The following is a 15,019-nucleotide window of genomic DNA, read 5'->3' on the forward strand; positions in this document are numbered from 1 at the left end:
AGTGGAACACAGCCATGTTTGAAAAACGTTTTCGCATTACCCTGCTGTTCAACGCCAACAAGGTTTATGACCGTCAGGTTGTGGAAGGCGTCGGGGAATATTTGCAGGCGTCGCAAACCGACTGGGACATTTTTATTGAGGAGGATTTTCGCTGTCGCATCGATAACATTAAAGAGTGGCTGGGCGATGGGGTGATCGCCGATTACGACGATAAACAGATCGAACAGCTGCTCAAAAACGTCGATGTGCCCATCGTTGGCGTTGGCGGCTCTTATCATCGCGACGAGGATTATCCGCCGGTTCACTACATCGCCACCGACAACGCCGCGCTGGTGAGAAGCGCGTTTCTGCATCTCAAAGAGAAAGGCGTTCACCGCTTTGCGTTTTACGGTTTGCCCGCTGCCAGTGGCAAACGCTGGGCGCAGGAGCGGGAATATGCCTTTCGCGAACTGGTGGCGCAAGAACGTTATCAGGGCGTGGTTTATCAGGGCATGGAGACCGCGCCGGAGAACTGGCAGCATGCGCAGAACCGGCTGGCGGACTGGGTGCAAACGCTGCCGCCGCAGACCGGCATCATTGCCGTCACCGACGCCCGCGCGCGGCATCTGCTGCAGGTTTGCGAACACCTGAACATCGCCGTACCGGAAAAACTCTGCGTGATCGGCATCGACAACGAAGAGCTGACGCGCTTTCTATCGCGCGTGGCGCTCTCTTCGGTGGCACAGGGGTCGCGCCAGATGGGGTATCAGGCGGCCAAGCTGCTGCATCGTCTGCTGGATCGGCGTCAGCTTCCGTTGCAGCGCATTCTGGTGCCGCCGGTGAAGGTCATAGAGCGGCGTTCCACCGACTATCGCTCACTGCGCGATCCCGCGGTGATTCAGGCGATGCATTTTATTCGCTACAACGCCTGCAAAGGCATCAAGGTGGAACAGGTGCTGGATGCGGTGGGCATATCGCGCTCTAATCTTGAAAAACGCTTTAAAGATGAAACCGGCGAAACCATTCACGCGGTGATTCACGCGGAGAAACTGGAAAAAGCACGCTCGCTGCTGGTGTCGACCTCATTATCGATCAACGAGATTTCACAGATGTGCGGCTACCCTTCGCTGCAATATTTCTATTCGGTGTTTAAAAAGGTGTATGCCAGCACGCCGAAAGAGTACCGCGATCGCTACGGTGAAATTACCGTTTGAAAGAGATGCCATGTTCTGGCGATGCTGAGCAGCAGCGGCGGGCAAAATTTTATTTCGGAGTTGGCGTTACCGGTTAATTATCATGGTCCGATCGGGTAAGGTAGCGGTTCCGCTTGTTCGCTAATGAGAACCTGACCCGCTATGCGCGATCGTTATTCCTCGCTCCACATTACGCTGCACTGGCTCACGTTTCTGCTGGTGATAATCGCTTACTGCACCATGGAATTTCGCTGGCTGGCGCAACGCGGTTCATGGCAGGGTTTTACTCTGATCGTCACCCACTTTAGTGCGGGAACGCTGATTCTGATCTGCATGCTGGCGCGCCTCTGGCTGCGTCTGCGCCATCGCACCCCAGCGATTGTGCCGCCGCCGCCGCGCTGGCAAACCGGCGTGGCGCATCTCACACACCTTTGCATCTACCTGCTGTTTATTGCCCTGCCGACGCTTGGCCTGTTTTCTCGCTACCTAAAAGGGCGCGACTGGTGGCTGTTTGGCCTGTCGATGCCGGTAGCAGAGCAGCCAAATGCTGAGCTGGCTGCCCTGCTGATTCACTGGCACAAAACGCTGGCGCCGCTGGGTTACTGGCTGATTGGTCTGCATGCGCTTGCCGCGCTGGCTCATCATTTTCTGTTCAAAGACAATACGCTACGGCGCATGTTGCCCACGCGCCGTACGCAGTAAAACCAGGCGTTTGTCTACACCTGATGCCGTGCGCGCTCCAGCGCGTGCCTGAACTGGCGGACCTCATGAAACAGCCAGTGGCGGCGGCCTGGCGGTGCCTTGTCCACCGCTTCAGGCAGCGGCACACCGTCCAGCGAACCACGGTTGCACAGCACGCGCACCAGCGTCGCCGGTGCCACGCCGATATAACGCGCCACCTCCGGCAGGGTCATCATTTCTCTGTTCATATCGCCTCCTCGTTTTCAACGTTTTCCATTGTTGCGCTGCACGAGGCATGCGGCGTTGATTACGATCAAAAGCACGACAGTGTGATTTTCTGCTTTGCACAGGAACAAGGCATTTCATAACTCCATGAATAGTAATATAAAAAACCAATAGTCTACGCTTTCTCTGGGGTGTCGCCTTAACCGCGGCACGGATTTCCCATGACACCAAAGAGGAAAAAGCAATGAAATACAGGAAGCTGGGCCATTCAGGTCTGATGATCTCTGAACTGACGCTGGGTACGGTTCCCTTTGGCGGCAAGGCGGGTTTTGAAAAGACCGGTAATGTTGATGCCAAACAGGCGCGCCGATTTCTTGATATTGCCCTCGAACACGGCGTCAACGCCGTGGATACCGCCGATCTCTATTCACACGGTGGCGCGGAAGAGGTGCTGAGTGATGCGCTGGCCGTGCATCGCGATAAACTGATTCTTACCAGCAAAGCGCGCAGCCCGATGAGCGACGATCCCAACGACAGTGGCGCCAGCCGTTTTCACCTGATCAAATCCTGTGAAAACAGCCTGCGTCGGTTGAAAACCGATCATATCGACCTTTATCAGATTCATAACTGGGATGGCGTCACCTCGCCGGAAGAGACGCTGCGGGCGCTGGAAGATCTGGTGAAAAGCGGCAAGATTCGCTATTTCGGTACCTCTAATTACACCGCCTGGCAGATGATGAAAACGCTGGGCTGTGCCGAGGTTAACCAACTGATGAAGCCGGTGAGCCAGCAAATCTACTACACGCCGGAATCGCGTGAGGCGGAGTATGAGCTGCTGCCAATGGCGATCGATCAGAATATTGGTACGCTGATTTGGGGGCCAATGGGCGAAGGTTTGTTGACCGGTACCGTGCGTCGCGGTCAGAAAACACCGGCAACCTCGCGTCAGGGCAACGGCTGGCCGGAACCCTACGTGCACGATATGGAACATGCCTGGGACGTTATCGACGTGCTCAGCGCGGTGGCCGAAGAAGCGAATGCCACCACGGCGCAGGTGTGCCTCGCCTGGCTGCTGACGCGTCCGGGTATCTCATCGCTGATTATCGGCAGCCGCACCGAAGCGCATCTGCAGGAGGATCTGGCCGCAGCCAGCCTGACGCTCAGCCCAGCACAGCTGGCGCGGATTGAGCAGGCGACGCGTCCGGCACCGCAGTATCCCTACTGGCACCGTTTCACCAGCGGCATGGACCGCATCGATCCGGCAGAGCAGCCGTTCCTTGATGAATACCGGCAGACGCTGGACAATCGCACCGATCTCGATCAGAAATAGTCGGTAACGATCGCTGGCGCGCTGACACTGCGCCAAAAAAATGCCCGCGTGTATTAACAGCGCGGGCATTTTTACAATCGGATTATAGTATCCACTCTTCCAGCACCAAATCAGGTAGTTTTTTGAAAGCCTGATCGCGGGTAACGATGGTCATAGTAAGGCTCAACGCCTGTGATGCGATGAGTTGAGTGACTTAAAACGCATCGTTAACGCGTGCTTTGCTCACGAGCTTAAGCACGTCATCCCAGTTATCAAGGTTAGCTGGCTTAAGAGAAAGAATGAGATTACCCGCCTCATCACGCCGGATATAAACCTGATCGCTGTTAAATTAAAATTCTAACGGTAATTAGGCAGCCTGATTTCTGCCATTTCTGAAAAGTTTTGCGGTACGTTCCATGCTGACCTCCCCGCTTATTAGCCCTGTGCCAAAGCATGTGCCACTTTCATGCTTTACCACAAGCCTCACTCAATACTCGTCGCCGCGTACCCGGCTGCGATAGCTTTCCCAATCGAAGCGCACCCACAGGCTGTTGCCGAGGCGCATGCGATCCATTACCCGCTCGCCGAGCAGCTGGTTCATGCCCGCATGATCGAGATTGGAGAGCATGCCGGTGGGCCGTTTCGAGCTGGATCGGCGATCGACAATCTGATTAATAATCACCTTCTCGTAACGCGATTCCGTTTGCATGCCGATCTCATCGATAACCAGCAAATCAACGGTACTGAGATCGTGCAGCAGCCGTTCTTCGGTGGTATCGCTGGTGCCGCTGAAGGTGCCCTTCATGTTGGACATCAGGTCAGCTACGGTCACAATCAGCACGCTTTTGCCGCGTAAAATCAGGTCGTTACCAATGGCTGCCGCGAGGTGGTTTTTGCCGGTGCCCGGTTTGCCGGAAAACACAAAGCTGGCGATGTTGCCTTCGAACTCGCTGGCATACTGACGCGCCAGCGCCAGTGCGCGCTGCTGGCCTTCGTTTTCCACCCGGTAGTTATCAAATGAACAGTTCATGTGCAGCTCGCGAATGCCGGAGCGGCCCATCACCCGCTGCATACGCATCGCACGGTTTTCACGCACGATCGACTCTGAACGCTGGCGGCCCTGCTCCTGGTTCCACTTAATTAGCTCTTCGCCGCTGGTGAATTTCGGCTTTACGTGCGCCGGAACCAGCCTTTGTAAACGGGTAAACAGTGTGGTCGGGCTTTTCATCGCTAACCTCGGAATCCATCAGGAATGGTGTGATCGGGCTCTGCAACCTGGGTCAGATCGCGTCGTGGCTGGCCGCCGTTGGTGGCGCGTCCAACCTGCAGGCTGCGCGCCAGCTTCTGCTGCCATTGAACGTGGTGAAACATGCGGCCTTCTGCCTGCCAGTAAGCAATAAAAGAGGCGAGCTCCGCGGGCGTGACCGGTGCGCTCAGCGGTACGCCCCAGACGGCGGCCAGCCGCACAAAATCGGCGTCGGGCTGCCAGCCATCATAGAGCGCAAATTTACCCGCCGGCACGGCAATGGCCACGGGCGATGCGGCATCATCCTGAAACAGATCCTCGTCCAGCGCGACATCGTTGCGCGCCTGCATCGCCGCCTCGGCTGCCAGCAGTTGCGCCAGGCGTTGCGGCGTGAGCGCATAGAATTGTGGCGCATTATTGGTGAAGACGGCCACGGCGCCCTGTTCAGTCGCCTGCAACGCCTGCGCCGGATCCTGACAAAAAGCGTCGATGCCGATAATGGTGGAAGTGAGAATTTTGACAGACATGATGGAATCCCGCATAGCAAATCGATTACCGCATTCAGGCGCCAGCGCCTGAAGCGATATTCTATCAAGTTTAGCGGTAAGGATCGCCTAATTCTGCGCGGCGATCGTGGGTAATCAGGCGACGTTCTGCCAGCGAATCGGCTGTGATTCGGTAGCGAAAACCATAGCACGGCGCGGTAAAAACAGCAGATAGCGCACGCTGGAAAGCAGGCACAGGCTGTAGCCCAACAGTTCCGATCCCTCTTCCGCCATGTTTTTTACCACATGATGAAAATTATCCGGCATCAGGTGCTGCCACAGGTCGTTCATGCCAAACAGGCGTGAAAACACCAGCGTGGTCAGCAGGCCCGCCGCCATCATATGCCAGGCGCGATGGCGCAGCAGCGTGACCAGCCCAGCCAGCGTGCGTGCCGGATGACGCAGCGCCACCAGCAGCGAAGTCAGCGCCAGGGCAAGGGCAAACCAGACCCAGCTGCCGTGGTGCAGCTCATCAAACAGAAAGTCCATTTCGCGGATCAGCATGCAGCCATAAAAACCGCCCACCAGCGCCAGACTGCCGCGCAGACGCGGGTGTTTCACCGCCTGCACAAAAAACAGACCGCAGATGATCGCCAGCATGACTTCCTGCGAAATCTCAGTAAATGAGTTCTCATGCAGGCCGTCGCTCATCCAGCTTACGTCAATAAAAATCAGCCCCATGATCAGCGTTAAAAACAGTCCCTGAGCCAGAAATACCAGCAGTTCATTGCGTATAATAATTAGATTGTCGCGCATAATGTTTCCTAAAAAATAAAAAGCGCGCTAATTATATTTCCAGCTCTCCGATCGGCTTCCCATTTGATGCCCTTTTCACCGCCAAAACGGCAAATAGCGCGCCTTTACCGCTTAAAAGCGGGCACTGACGCCGAGGTTATACATGAACTGCTCGCCTGTACTGAGGCCGCCGGTTTGGGTAAACGACGCGAACGCGGCGACATTTTCCGTCAACGGCAGGTTGGCACCGACGCTGACATCGACCCAGTTGCTGTCCTGCTCTGCGCTTTCACGACTGAAACGCGTGGCGGTGGATTTCAGTCCGCCGCTGGCGCGCCAGCGATTGTCGCCAAACTGATGGTTATAGCTCACTTCAGCCCACGGATTGATCCATCCCAGCCGCGAATCAACCCGCCAGCCCAGCGCACCAATCTGTGAATGATAGGTCTGATCGCCGAAGCGCATCGCCGTGCTGTCGCTGCCGTTCTCCTGATAACCGTCAACCCGGCTGTAATCAACGGCATATTTTGCCACCGGCCCGGTGGTCACCGCCTGTCCGAGTGGAAAATCCCAGCCGGTTATTACGCGGGCGCCCAGCTGGCGGCCATCGGTGCTGCCCTGTTCGCTGCGTGATGCCGGACCCAGTGAAATGTTACGCGTGATGTCATCGTAATCCGCAGAGGCGAAATGCAGATCCGCACTGACGTAACCCTGTTCAAACAGCGTAACGGCGCTGTAGGCCGAAACCAGCCAGCCGCGCATGCGGTAGTCGTAATCGGGCGTCGGATGCTGATTGTCGTTGGAGCCGGACGCCAGCACACCCACCAGCCAGCTGTCGGTGAGCTGATAATCGACACCCAGCGTCAGGTTGTGCGTCACCGCATCGCCGTCGCCTGCGCCGGTCTCGACATCGCTGTGCTGCCCGGCATAGCCGCCATAAACCGTCACCGCACCCGCTGATTGCTCACCGCTGCGCTGCTGTTGCAGACGGCTGTCCAGCGTGTTTTGCATATCTCGCGCCATTGCCATCGTCGCCTGATTCAACGCCGTCGCCTGCAACGGGCCATCCAGCACCGACTGAATATAATCACCGATCAGCAAATGGGTTGCCGGGCTGGGATGCAGCCGATCGGCGAACAGATAAGCCTGATCGCGCGAAAATCCAGGCGCGCTGCTGCTGCACTGTGCCGCCGATACGCCTGGCGGACAGGCCATGCCCGCGGTGTTGCTCAGGCCGTAACGCGCCGGATCGGCGATCACTTCGTTAAACAGGCCGTTGATATCAACGCGCACGATATTGCCGCGATATTGCGCCAGATAGCGCTCTTCCTGCTGGTTATAGCTGTCGGTCAATGCCTGCGCCTGCGTGCTCAGGGTTTGCCACGCCTGATAGAGCCGATCGGCAATCGCCTGTTGCAGTGCCGGCACAGCGGTTGCCGACCCCGCTGCGGCATAAAACGCGTTGCGCACGGCTTCATTACGTTCATTAGCGTTGGCCGTGCCCTGACTGGCCAGCGCGCTGAACGCCGCCTCTAATGCGTTGCCAGAGACCGGCGCAAGACCCACAGAGATGATCGCCTCCAGCAGCGCAGGCGTGGCGCCAATGTTGGGCACCGTGGGCACAATCACCGTCCCCGCACCGGCGTTAAGCAGCGTATTCACCTGGCTGGCGGCGGCAGCCGCGCTGCTGCTGACAATACGCTCGGCGGCCAGCGGATTTAACGCGGCAGCGGCCAGATCGTTGCCGCCCACCCAGTGCACATAAAGCCCGTTACCGTCGGCACGGCCACCGTTGGCGTTAAGATAGGTTTGTAGCTGCTGCTGCGTATTGTTGTCCGCATCCAGCGCGGGCGTGGCCACCGCGCCGCCCGCCGCATAGTTTGTGCCGCCTGCACTGGATGGCACCAGGCTTTGCTGAATTTTCTCTGCCAGAATGTCGTCATACAGCGGATGCGCGCTGCCATCCCAGGTATAACGGCCAACGTTACCGCTATCGCTCAGGCTGTCGCCAAACACATAGAATTGATCCCAGGCGTAGCCGGGCAACGGTGAGGCTAACAGTAATGCCGTGCTAACCGCGCCAGCAACAAGGCGAAGTGGATACTGAATTTTTTGCAGCATAAATGACTCCAGACAAGAGCCGAAAAAGGAAGTTACGCGTATGATTAACCGGCGCGGATCGCGCTGCTAATAACTATCGCCGCAATGGCCGTTACGTCAAGATAACTGATGAAAAATCCGCCAGAATCAAGAGGAAGATCGCATGCAACGCTGTGGCTGGGTTACTGAAGATCCGCTTTATGTCGCCTATCACGATCGGGAATGGGGCATTCCGGAAACGCGTCGCGAGGCACTGTTTGAGATGCTCTGTCTGGAAGGCCAACAGGCGGGCTTATCCTGGATAACGGTGCTGAAAAAGCGCGCTGCGTACCGCGAGGCGTTTCACCATTTTGATCCACAGGCGGTGGCGCTGATGGATGAACAGACGATCGATCGGTTAATGAGTAACAGCGGCCTGATCCGCCATCGCGGCAAACTTACCGCCATTGTCACCAATGCACGGGCGCTGCTGGCGATGGAAGCACAAGGTGACGCGTTTTCGTCGTTTATCTGGCAGTTCGTTGAGCATCAGCCGGTGATCAACCATTTTCCTGCGGGTTCGGCCGTACCGGCGAGCACGGCGGTCTCGGAAGCCTTATCGAAAGCGCTGAAAAAGCGCGGCTTTGCCTTTGTTGGCCCGACCATCTGTTACGCTTTTATGCAGGCGTGCGGTCTGGTAAACGATCATTTAACCGGCTGTTTTCGCCATCCAACGCATCAGTGACGCCGTTCTTTACAAAAATAAGACTTTTACCCAGACATTTCTTCATCTTTGGACGTCATAATCGTACCGCTTATAAATGGGTCTTTATGATTTTTTGAGGGATTTAAGATGAACAAGCGCATTTTCGCGTTCTCCTTGTTACTGAGCGGCACCATTGCGCTTTCTGGCTGTACGACAAATCCCTACACCGGCGAATCACAGGCGGGTAAATCGGGCATCGGTGCGGGCCTCGGCGCGCTGGCAGGCGCGGGTATCGGCGTGTTGTCATCATCTAAAAAAGATCGCGGCAAAGGCGCCCTGATTGGAGCGGCATCGGGCGCAGCGGTCGGCGGCGGCGTGGGCTACTACATGGATGTGCAGGAAGCTAAGCTGCGCGACAAGATGAAAGGCACCGGTGTTAGCGTAACGCGTAACGGTGACAACATCGTGCTGAACATGCCAAGCAACGTCACCTTTGATTCCAGCAGCAGCAGCCTGAAACCTGCGGGTGCGAACACGCTGACCGGCGTGGCGATGGTGCTGAAAGAGTATCCAAAAACCGCTATCAACGTGCTGGGTTACACCGACAGCACCGGTTCGCGTTCACTGAACATGAACCTGTCACAGCAGCGTGCTGACAGTGTTGCCAGCGCCCTGATTACCCAGAACGTGGCGGCTAACCGCATTCGTACGCAGGGTATGGGCCCGGATAACCCAATCGCCAGCAACAGCAGCGAAGCGGGCAAAGCGCAGAACCGTCGCGTTGAAATTACCCTCAGTCCTCTCTGATCGTTCGGGGCCTGATGGCCCCTTTTCGTTATGGCTGGTCCTCAATCAGCGATCAACCGCACCGCGGCGAACCAGCACTAACGGCCGCTTCGTAAGCTGTGCTAGTCTTCCGCTTTTCGCGTCATCCTGAAGGAAAATCATGAACCGCAAGGCCATACGCGCCACGATCAGCGACGTTGCTCGCGCCGCCAACACGGGTAAAACCAGCGTGTCACGTTACCTGAACGGCGAGCAGAACGTGCTGTCTGCGGATCTCAAACAGCGTATTGAACAGGCGATTGCTGAACTCGATTATCGCCCAAGTCAGATGGCGCGCAGCCTGAAGCGTGGCCGCACCCGCCTCATCGGCCTGATTATCGCTGATATTACCAACCCTTATTCCATTGATGTGCTTTCCGGCATCGAAGCCGCCTGTCGGGCGCACGGCTTTACCCTGCTGATGTGCAATACCAATAACGAAATCGATCTTGAGCAATATTATTTGCAGCTGCTTAGCAGCTATCAGGTAGAAGGCATCGTGGTTAACGCGGTGGGCATGCACGAGGCCGCGCTCAGCCAGCTGCAACAATCGCTGCTGCCAATGGTGCTGATCGACCGTAAAATCCCCGATTTTGTCTGTGATGTGGTGGGCCTGAATAACCAGGAAGCCGCCGCGATGGCGACACAGCATCTGGCCGACAACGGCTGGAAAAATTTGCTGTTTGTCAGCGAACCGCTGGGCCTGGTGAATACTCGCCGCGAACGGCTGCGCGCCTTTCAGGATACCGCAGCTGCGCTGCCGGGCGTCCTGGCTGAAAACATTGAAGTCCCGCTGACACAGCCAGCGCAGATTGACGAGGCGCTGCGCGCCTTTTATCAACGCCATCAGGGGAAATCCTGCGCGCTGATGGTCGGCAACGGCGCATTAACCTTGCAGGTGGCGCGCGCGTTACAGCGGTTAAAGCTGACCTGGGGCGAAGAGATTGGCCTGGTGGGCTTTGACGATCTGGAGTGGGCAGAACTGGCCGGCTCCGGCATCACCACGTTGAAACAGCCGACCTGGCAGATTGGCTATGCGGCGCTGGAACAGGTAATTCGCCGCATCGATGGCGACCTGACGCCGCCGGAAGAAAAGATGTTTTCCGGCGAGCTGATTGTCCGCGGCTCCTCCCGCCGCGCCTGAATCGCCTCCCCATAGCGAACTTTTCCCCGCATTTTTCATTTTCAGATTTTTTTCTCCCTGATTCTGCGCACATCGTGAGCAGGATCATAGTTTCACACTCCCCCGCTTTTCTTTGGAACCGGTTCCAATTACCGTTTTTGCTATGTCATGCGCGCAAACGCGGAAGACGCGGAGATGAAAATGAAAAAACAGGTAATTGTGGTGACCGCAGCTTACGGCTCGCAGAAGGTCGCTGAACTCGGCGGTCAGCAGGCGTTGCTGCCAGTCATCAAAGCGGCGGGCGCCGACGGTGTTGAGATCCGTCGCGAGCTGATGAACCCGCAGGCGTTAGGCGATCTGCCGGCCCTGACCGCCGCGCTGGCGGAGCACCAGCTGGTGGCATTCTATTCCGCCCCTGAATCCCTTTACACCGAACAGGGTGAGTTGAACCCACATCTTGATGCCCTGCTCAGCGAAGCGGACCAACTCAATGCGCGCCTGCTGAAGCTGGCGCTGGGCGGCTTCCCGCAACAGGCTGACTTCACTGAACTGCAACGCACACTGGCGAAATACCAGGCGCAGCTGGCGGTTGAGAACGATCAGACTGTGTATGGCCGACTGCCGATTATCAGCCGTTTTTTCCAGCAGGCCAGTGAAGCTGGCGTGCCGGTGGTGATGACCTTTGATATGGCCAACTGGCTGTGGACCGGCGAGGCGGCTGACGCGGCGGCAACGCAGCTTAGCGATGCCGTGCGCTATATTCATGTAAAAGCGGCTACGGCGCAGGGCGATACCTTCCGCGCGATCGCGTTGGATGAGGTGGGAGACGCCTGGCGCACGCTGTTGCAGCAATTGCCTGACGACGTGCCACGCGGCATCGAGTTCCCGCTGGAAGGCGACGATCTGGTTGCGGTAACACGTCACTACGTTGATCTGTTGCGGGAGGCGTAAACGATGCACAGCTTACAGAACGGTACGCTGGATGTGGTCACCATTGGCGAAGCGATGGCGATGTTTGTCGCGCTGGAGCCTGGCGATCTGGCGGCGGCAGAACGCTTTGTTAAACGCGCTGCGGGCGCTGAACTGAACGTAGCGATTGGCCTGGCGCGCCTGGGCCTCAATGTCGGTTGGGTGAGCCGCATTGGCGACGATTCGCTGGGGCAATTCATCTGCCAGCAGCTTGAGCAGGAGCGGGTCAATCATCAACAAGTCACCGTAGATGCCCGTTATCCCACCGGCTTTCAGCTGAAATCTAAAGTCGACGACGGCTCCGATCCGCGCGTGGAATATTTCCGCAAGGGTTCGGCAGCCAGCCACCTCTCCCCCGACGATTTCAATCGCGACTACTTTGGTGCTGCGCGCCACCTGCATCTCAGCGGCGTGGCGGCGGCGCTCTCCGCCAGCTCATTTGAACTGCTGCATCATGCGGCTAAAAGCATGCGCGCACAGGGCAAAACCATCTCTTTTGATCCTAATCTGCGCCCGGTGCTCTGGCCGAGCGAACAGACGATGGTGAAACAACTGAACCTGCTGGCGGAATATGCCGACTGGGTATTGCCGGGTGACAAAGAGGGCAAGATCCTCACCGGCTTCAGCCAGCCGGAAGCGATTGCCGATTTCTATCTCGATAAAGGGGTGAAAACGGTGATTATCAAGACCGGCTGTGACGGCGCCTGGTACAAAACGGCCGAGGGTGAAAAAGGTCAGGTTGCTGCGATTCGCGTTGATAACGTGGTCGACACCGTGGGTGCTGGCGACGGCTTTGCGGTTGGCGTGATCAGCGGCTTGCTCGACGGCAAAAGCCTGCCGGATGCGATCCGCCGCGGCAATAAAATTGGCTCTCTGGCTATCCAGGTGATTGGCGACAGCGAAGGATTACCGACGCGCGCTGAACTGGGTGACTTTTAGCCCCTCTTTTTTCGGGTTGGCGAAGCAGGCCGACAGCGACCTCAACAGAGGATATCTGGATGAAAAAGCACACAATTGCGCCTAAACGCTGGTGGTATATTATGCCCATCGTGTTTATCACTTACAGCCTGGCGTATCTCGATCGCGCGAACTTTAGCTTCGCCTCTGCGGCTGGTATCAATGACGACCTTGGCATCACCAAAGGCATGTCCTCTTTGCTGGGCGCGCTCTTTTTTCTTGGCTACTTCTTCTGCCAGATCCCGGGCGCGATTTATGCCGAACGTCGCAGCGTTAAAAAGCTGGTGTTCTGGTGCCTGGTGCTGTGGGGCGTTTGCGCCTCATTAACCGGCGTGGTGAGCAATATTCCGATGCTGGCCGCCATTCGCTTTGTACTTGGCGTCGTGGAAGCGGCGGTGATGCCAGCGATGCTGATCTACATCAGCAACTGGTTTACCAAATCAGAGCGCTCACGGGCCAACACCTTCCTGATCCTCGGTAATCCGGTCACCGTGTTGTGGATGTCGGTGGTGTCCGGCTATCTGATCAACGCCTTTGGCTGGCGCGAAATGTTTATTTTTGAGGGCATTCCCGCGGTAATCTGGGCGGTTGCCTGGTGGTTCCTGGTGCAGGACAAACCGGCACAGGCTAAATGGCTGAGCAGCGAAGAGAAATCTGCGCTGCAGGCGCAGCTGGAGAAAGAGCAGGAAGGCATTAAAGCGGTGCGCAACTACGGCGAAGCCTTTAAGTCACGTAACGTTATTCTGCTTTGTCTGCAATACTTTGCGTGGAGCATCGGCGTTTACGGTTTCGTATTGTGGCTGCCGTCGATTTTACGCAGCGGCTCACAAATGGGCATGGTCGAAGCGGGCTGGCTGTCAGCGGTTCCTTATCTGGCAGCGACCGTGGCGATGCTGGTGGTGTCATGGGCATCGGATAAAACGCAAAACCGTAAGCTGTTTGTCTGGCCTCTGCTGCTGATTGGCGCACTGGCGTTCCTCGGCTCTTATCTGGTTGGCTCAGACAATTTCTGGTTCTCTTATACGCTGTTGGTGATCGCCGGTGCGGCGATGTATGCGCCTTACGGTCCGTTCTTCGCCATTATTCCGGAGATGCTGCCACGCAACGTCGCCGGTGGCGCGATGGCGTTAATCAACAGCATGGGCGCGCTCGGCTCTTTCCTCGGGTCATGGGTGGTCGGTTACCTTAACGGTGCCACCGGCAGCCCGGCGGCGTCTTATATCTTCATGGGTGCAGCGCTGTTGGTCTCGGTGGTCCTTACGCTGATCGTAAAGCCGGCAGAGCAGAAACAGCCCGCGGTTAACCACGGCGCGAAACACGCCTGAACATCGTGCAGGGCGACGCAAGCCGTCGCCTTCGCTCACAGAATTCACAGGGAGTTATGCATGAAGCCTTCGATTATTCTTTATAAAAAGCTGCCGGACGATCTGCGCAGTCGTCTGGATGAGCACTTCACCGTTACCGAAATCAATAACCTCAATGCGGAGACCGTTGCGCAGCATGCGGAGGCGTTCCAGCAGGCGGAAGGCATCCTCGGCTCCGGCGGCAAAGTAGATGGCGAGTTTCTAAAAAAGGCGCCCAAACTGCGCGTGGCATCGTCGGTCTCGGTGGGCTATGACAATTTCGATGTTGATGCGCTCAACCAGCGCGGCGTGGTGCTGATGCACACGCCAACCGTGCTGACCGATACCGTGGCCGATACCATGATGGCGCTGGTGCTGACCGCCGCGCGGCGCGTGGTGGAAGTGGCCGAACGGGTAAAAGCGGGCGAATGGCAGGGCAGCATCGGTGCTGACTGGTTTGGCGTTGACGTACACCATAAAAAGCTCGGTATTCTCGGCATGGGCCGCATCGGCCTGGCGCTGGCGCAGCGGGCGCACCTCGGTTTTAACATGCCCATCCTCTACAATGCGCGTAAGCAGCACAGCGAGGCCGAAACCCGCTTTGATGCACAATACTGCGACCTGGATACGCTGCTGAAAGAGTCTGATTTTCTCTGTATCAGCCTGCCGCTGACCGATGAAACCCATCATCTGATTGGTGAAGCGCAGCTAGCCAAAATGAAATCGAGCGCCATCCTGATCAACGCGGGCCGTGGACCGGTGGTGGATGAGCAGGCGCTGATTGCCGCCCTGAAAAACGGCACGATTCACGCTGCAGGCCTGGATGTGTTTGAAGTCGAGCCATTACCGGTCAGCTCTGAACTGCTGACGCTGCCTAACGTCGTGGCACTGCCGCACATTGGCTCTGCTACTCATGAAACGCGTTATGGCATGGCACGCGACGCGGTGGATAACCTGATTGCGGCGTTAAGCGGCAACGTCGAGAAAAACTGCGTTAATCCTCAGGTACTGAAGTAAGTTCTGGCGGACGAGGCTCGCCTCGTCCCGCTTGGCTGCCCTTTCTCATTGCACCCATTTGCCACCGGCGTTAAGGTGGACCTCTAC

The 15,019-nt window shown here is 57.1% G+C and carries 15 protein-coding genes; 10 read left to right on the forward strand and 5 right to left on the reverse strand.

Features of this window, described 5'->3' with window-relative positions:
* Window positions 1-14 precede the first annotated feature (14 nt).
* Together xylR and cybB are read left to right on the forward strand one after the other, a co-directional pair.
* Window positions 15-1,193, forward strand: a complete 1,179-nt coding sequence (xylR, locus tag EM595_RS16945) for a D-xylose utilization transcriptional activator XylR (protein WP_067434858.1) — start codon at window positions 15-17, stop codon at window positions 1,191-1,193.
* Between the two features lie 141 nt (window positions 1,194-1,334).
* Complete coding sequence (cybB, locus tag EM595_RS16950; RefSeq protein ID WP_067434861.1) at window positions 1,335-1,874, forward strand: cytochrome b561; 540 nt, start codon at window positions 1,335-1,337, stop codon at window positions 1,872-1,874.
* Window positions 1,875-1,888: 14 nt separating this feature from the next.
* Here the strand turns inward: cybB and EM595_RS16955 are convergent, their stop codons facing one another.
* On the reverse strand, window positions 1,889-2,101 hold the full coding sequence (locus tag EM595_RS16955; protein ID WP_067434864.1) for a hypothetical protein: 213 nt from the start codon (window positions 2,099-2,101) through the stop codon (window positions 1,889-1,891).
* 221 nt (window positions 2,102-2,322) lie between these two features.
* Here EM595_RS16955 and EM595_RS16960 point away from each other — a divergent pair, with 221 nt between their 5' ends.
* Window positions 2,323-3,408: an aldo/keto reductase gene (locus EM595_RS16960; protein ID WP_067434867.1), complete on the forward strand. Its 1,086-nt coding sequence runs from the start codon at window positions 2,323-2,325 to the stop codon at window positions 3,406-3,408.
* Between the two features lie 466 nt (window positions 3,409-3,874).
* Here the strand turns inward: EM595_RS16960 and dnaC are convergent, their stop codons facing one another.
* The 4 genes from dnaC to EM595_RS16980 all read right to left on the reverse strand — a co-directional run bounded on the left by dnaC (window position 3,875) and on the right by EM595_RS16980 (window position 8,034).
* Window positions 3,875-4,615 carry a replicative helicase loader DnaC gene (gene dnaC / locus EM595_RS16965; RefSeq protein ID WP_067434870.1) on the reverse strand — a complete coding sequence of 247 codons (741 nt, stop codon included), beginning with the start codon at window positions 4,613-4,615 and terminating at the stop codon, window positions 3,875-3,877.
* 2 nt (window positions 4,616-4,617) lie between these two features.
* Complete coding sequence (gene dnaT / locus EM595_RS16970) at window positions 4,618-5,160, reverse strand: primosomal protein DnaT (protein WP_067434873.1); 543 nt, start codon at window positions 5,158-5,160, stop codon at window positions 4,618-4,620.
* 114 nt (window positions 5,161-5,274) lie between these two features.
* On the reverse strand, window positions 5,275-5,934 hold the full coding sequence (locus EM595_RS16975; protein WP_067434876.1) for a hypothetical protein: 660 nt from the start codon (window positions 5,932-5,934) through the stop codon (window positions 5,275-5,277).
* A gap of 111 nt (window positions 5,935-6,045) precedes the next feature.
* The gene (locus EM595_RS16980) at window positions 6,046-8,034 is read right to left on the reverse strand and encodes an autotransporter outer membrane beta-barrel domain-containing protein (RefSeq protein ID WP_067434879.1); all 1,989 of its coding nucleotides are present in this window, start codon (window positions 8,032-8,034) and stop codon (window positions 6,046-6,048) included.
* 142 nt (window positions 8,035-8,176) lie between these two features.
* Here EM595_RS16980 and EM595_RS16985 point away from each other — a divergent pair, with 142 nt between their 5' ends.
* From EM595_RS16985 to ghrB, 7 genes are all read left to right on the forward strand, one after another.
* Entirely contained in the window at window positions 8,177-8,737 is a 561-nt protein-coding gene (locus EM595_RS16985) for a DNA-3-methyladenine glycosylase I (RefSeq protein ID WP_067434882.1), read from the forward strand.
* A 108-nt stretch (window positions 8,738-8,845) separates the two neighbouring features.
* A complete protein-coding gene (locus tag EM595_RS16990) occupies window positions 8,846-9,505 on the forward strand; it encodes an OmpA family lipoprotein (RefSeq protein WP_067434885.1) in 660 nt (219 codons plus the stop codon).
* 139 nt (window positions 9,506-9,644) lie between these two features.
* Window positions 9,645-10,667: a LacI family DNA-binding transcriptional regulator gene (locus tag EM595_RS16995; RefSeq protein ID WP_067434888.1), complete on the forward strand. Its 1,023-nt coding sequence runs from the start codon at window positions 9,645-9,647 to the stop codon at window positions 10,665-10,667.
* A 180-nt stretch (window positions 10,668-10,847) separates the two neighbouring features.
* Complete coding sequence (locus tag EM595_RS17000; protein ID WP_067435601.1) at window positions 10,848-11,597, forward strand: sugar phosphate isomerase/epimerase family protein; 750 nt, start codon at window positions 10,848-10,850, stop codon at window positions 11,595-11,597.
* Between the two features lie 3 nt (window positions 11,598-11,600).
* On the forward strand, window positions 11,601-12,554 hold the full coding sequence (locus EM595_RS17005) for a sugar kinase (protein WP_067434891.1): 954 nt from the start codon (window positions 11,601-11,603) through the stop codon (window positions 12,552-12,554).
* Between the two features lie 59 nt (window positions 12,555-12,613).
* A complete protein-coding gene (locus tag EM595_RS17010) occupies window positions 12,614-13,897 on the forward strand; it encodes an MFS transporter (protein WP_067434894.1) in 1,284 nt (427 codons plus the stop codon).
* 60 nt (window positions 13,898-13,957) lie between these two features.
* Complete coding sequence (ghrB, locus tag EM595_RS17015) at window positions 13,958-14,932, forward strand: glyoxylate/hydroxypyruvate reductase GhrB (RefSeq protein ID WP_067434897.1); 975 nt, start codon at window positions 13,958-13,960, stop codon at window positions 14,930-14,932.
* Window positions 14,933-15,019: the final 87 nt, after the last annotated feature.

It is taken from the genome of Duffyella gerundensis (assembly GCF_001517405.1).
In the GTDB taxonomy this organism is placed as follows: domain Bacteria; phylum Pseudomonadota; class Gammaproteobacteria; order Enterobacterales; family Enterobacteriaceae; genus Duffyella; species Duffyella gerundensis.

Bases quoted from the DNA above. Each gene is read 5' to 3' on its own strand.
- EM595_RS16980 (WP_067434879.1), bottom strand. From the start codon at position 8,034: ATGCTGCAAAAAATTCAGTATCCACTTCGCCTTGTTGCTGGCGCGGTT.
- dnaT (WP_067434873.1), bottom strand. From the start codon at position 5,160: ATGTCTGTCAAAATTCTCACTTCCACCATTATCGGCATCGACGCTTTT.
- EM595_RS17010 (WP_067434894.1), top strand. From the start codon at position 12,614: ATGAAAAAGCACACAATTGCGCCTAAACGCTGGTGGTATATTATGCCC.
- EM595_RS16955 (WP_067434864.1), bottom strand. From the start codon at position 2,101: ATGAACAGAGAAATGATGACCCTGCCGGAGGTGGCGCGTTATATCGGC.
- EM595_RS17000 (WP_067435601.1), top strand. From the start codon at position 10,848: ATGAAAAAACAGGTAATTGTGGTGACCGCAGCTTACGGCTCGCAGAAG.
- cybB (WP_067434861.1), top strand. From the start codon at position 1,335: ATGCGCGATCGTTATTCCTCGCTCCACATTACGCTGCACTGGCTCACG.
- EM595_RS16995 (WP_067434888.1), top strand. From the start codon at position 9,645: ATGAACCGCAAGGCCATACGCGCCACGATCAGCGACGTTGCTCGCGCC.
- EM595_RS16975 (WP_067434876.1), bottom strand. From the start codon at position 5,934: ATGCGCGACAATCTAATTATTATACGCAATGAACTGCTGGTATTTCTG.
- dnaC (WP_067434870.1), bottom strand. From the start codon at position 4,615: ATGAAAAGCCCGACCACACTGTTTACCCGTTTACAAAGGCTGGTTCCG.
- EM595_RS16985 (WP_067434882.1), top strand. From the start codon at position 8,177: ATGCAACGCTGTGGCTGGGTTACTGAAGATCCGCTTTATGTCGCCTAT.
- EM595_RS16960 (WP_067434867.1), top strand. From the start codon at position 2,323: ATGAAATACAGGAAGCTGGGCCATTCAGGTCTGATGATCTCTGAACTG.
- ghrB (WP_067434897.1), top strand. From the start codon at position 13,958: ATGAAGCCTTCGATTATTCTTTATAAAAAGCTGCCGGACGATCTGCGC.
- EM595_RS16990 (WP_067434885.1), top strand. From the start codon at position 8,846: ATGAACAAGCGCATTTTCGCGTTCTCCTTGTTACTGAGCGGCACCATT.
- xylR (WP_067434858.1), top strand. From the start codon at position 15: ATGTTTGAAAAACGTTTTCGCATTACCCTGCTGTTCAACGCCAACAAG.
- EM595_RS17005 (WP_067434891.1), top strand. From the start codon at position 11,601: ATGCACAGCTTACAGAACGGTACGCTGGATGTGGTCACCATTGGCGAA.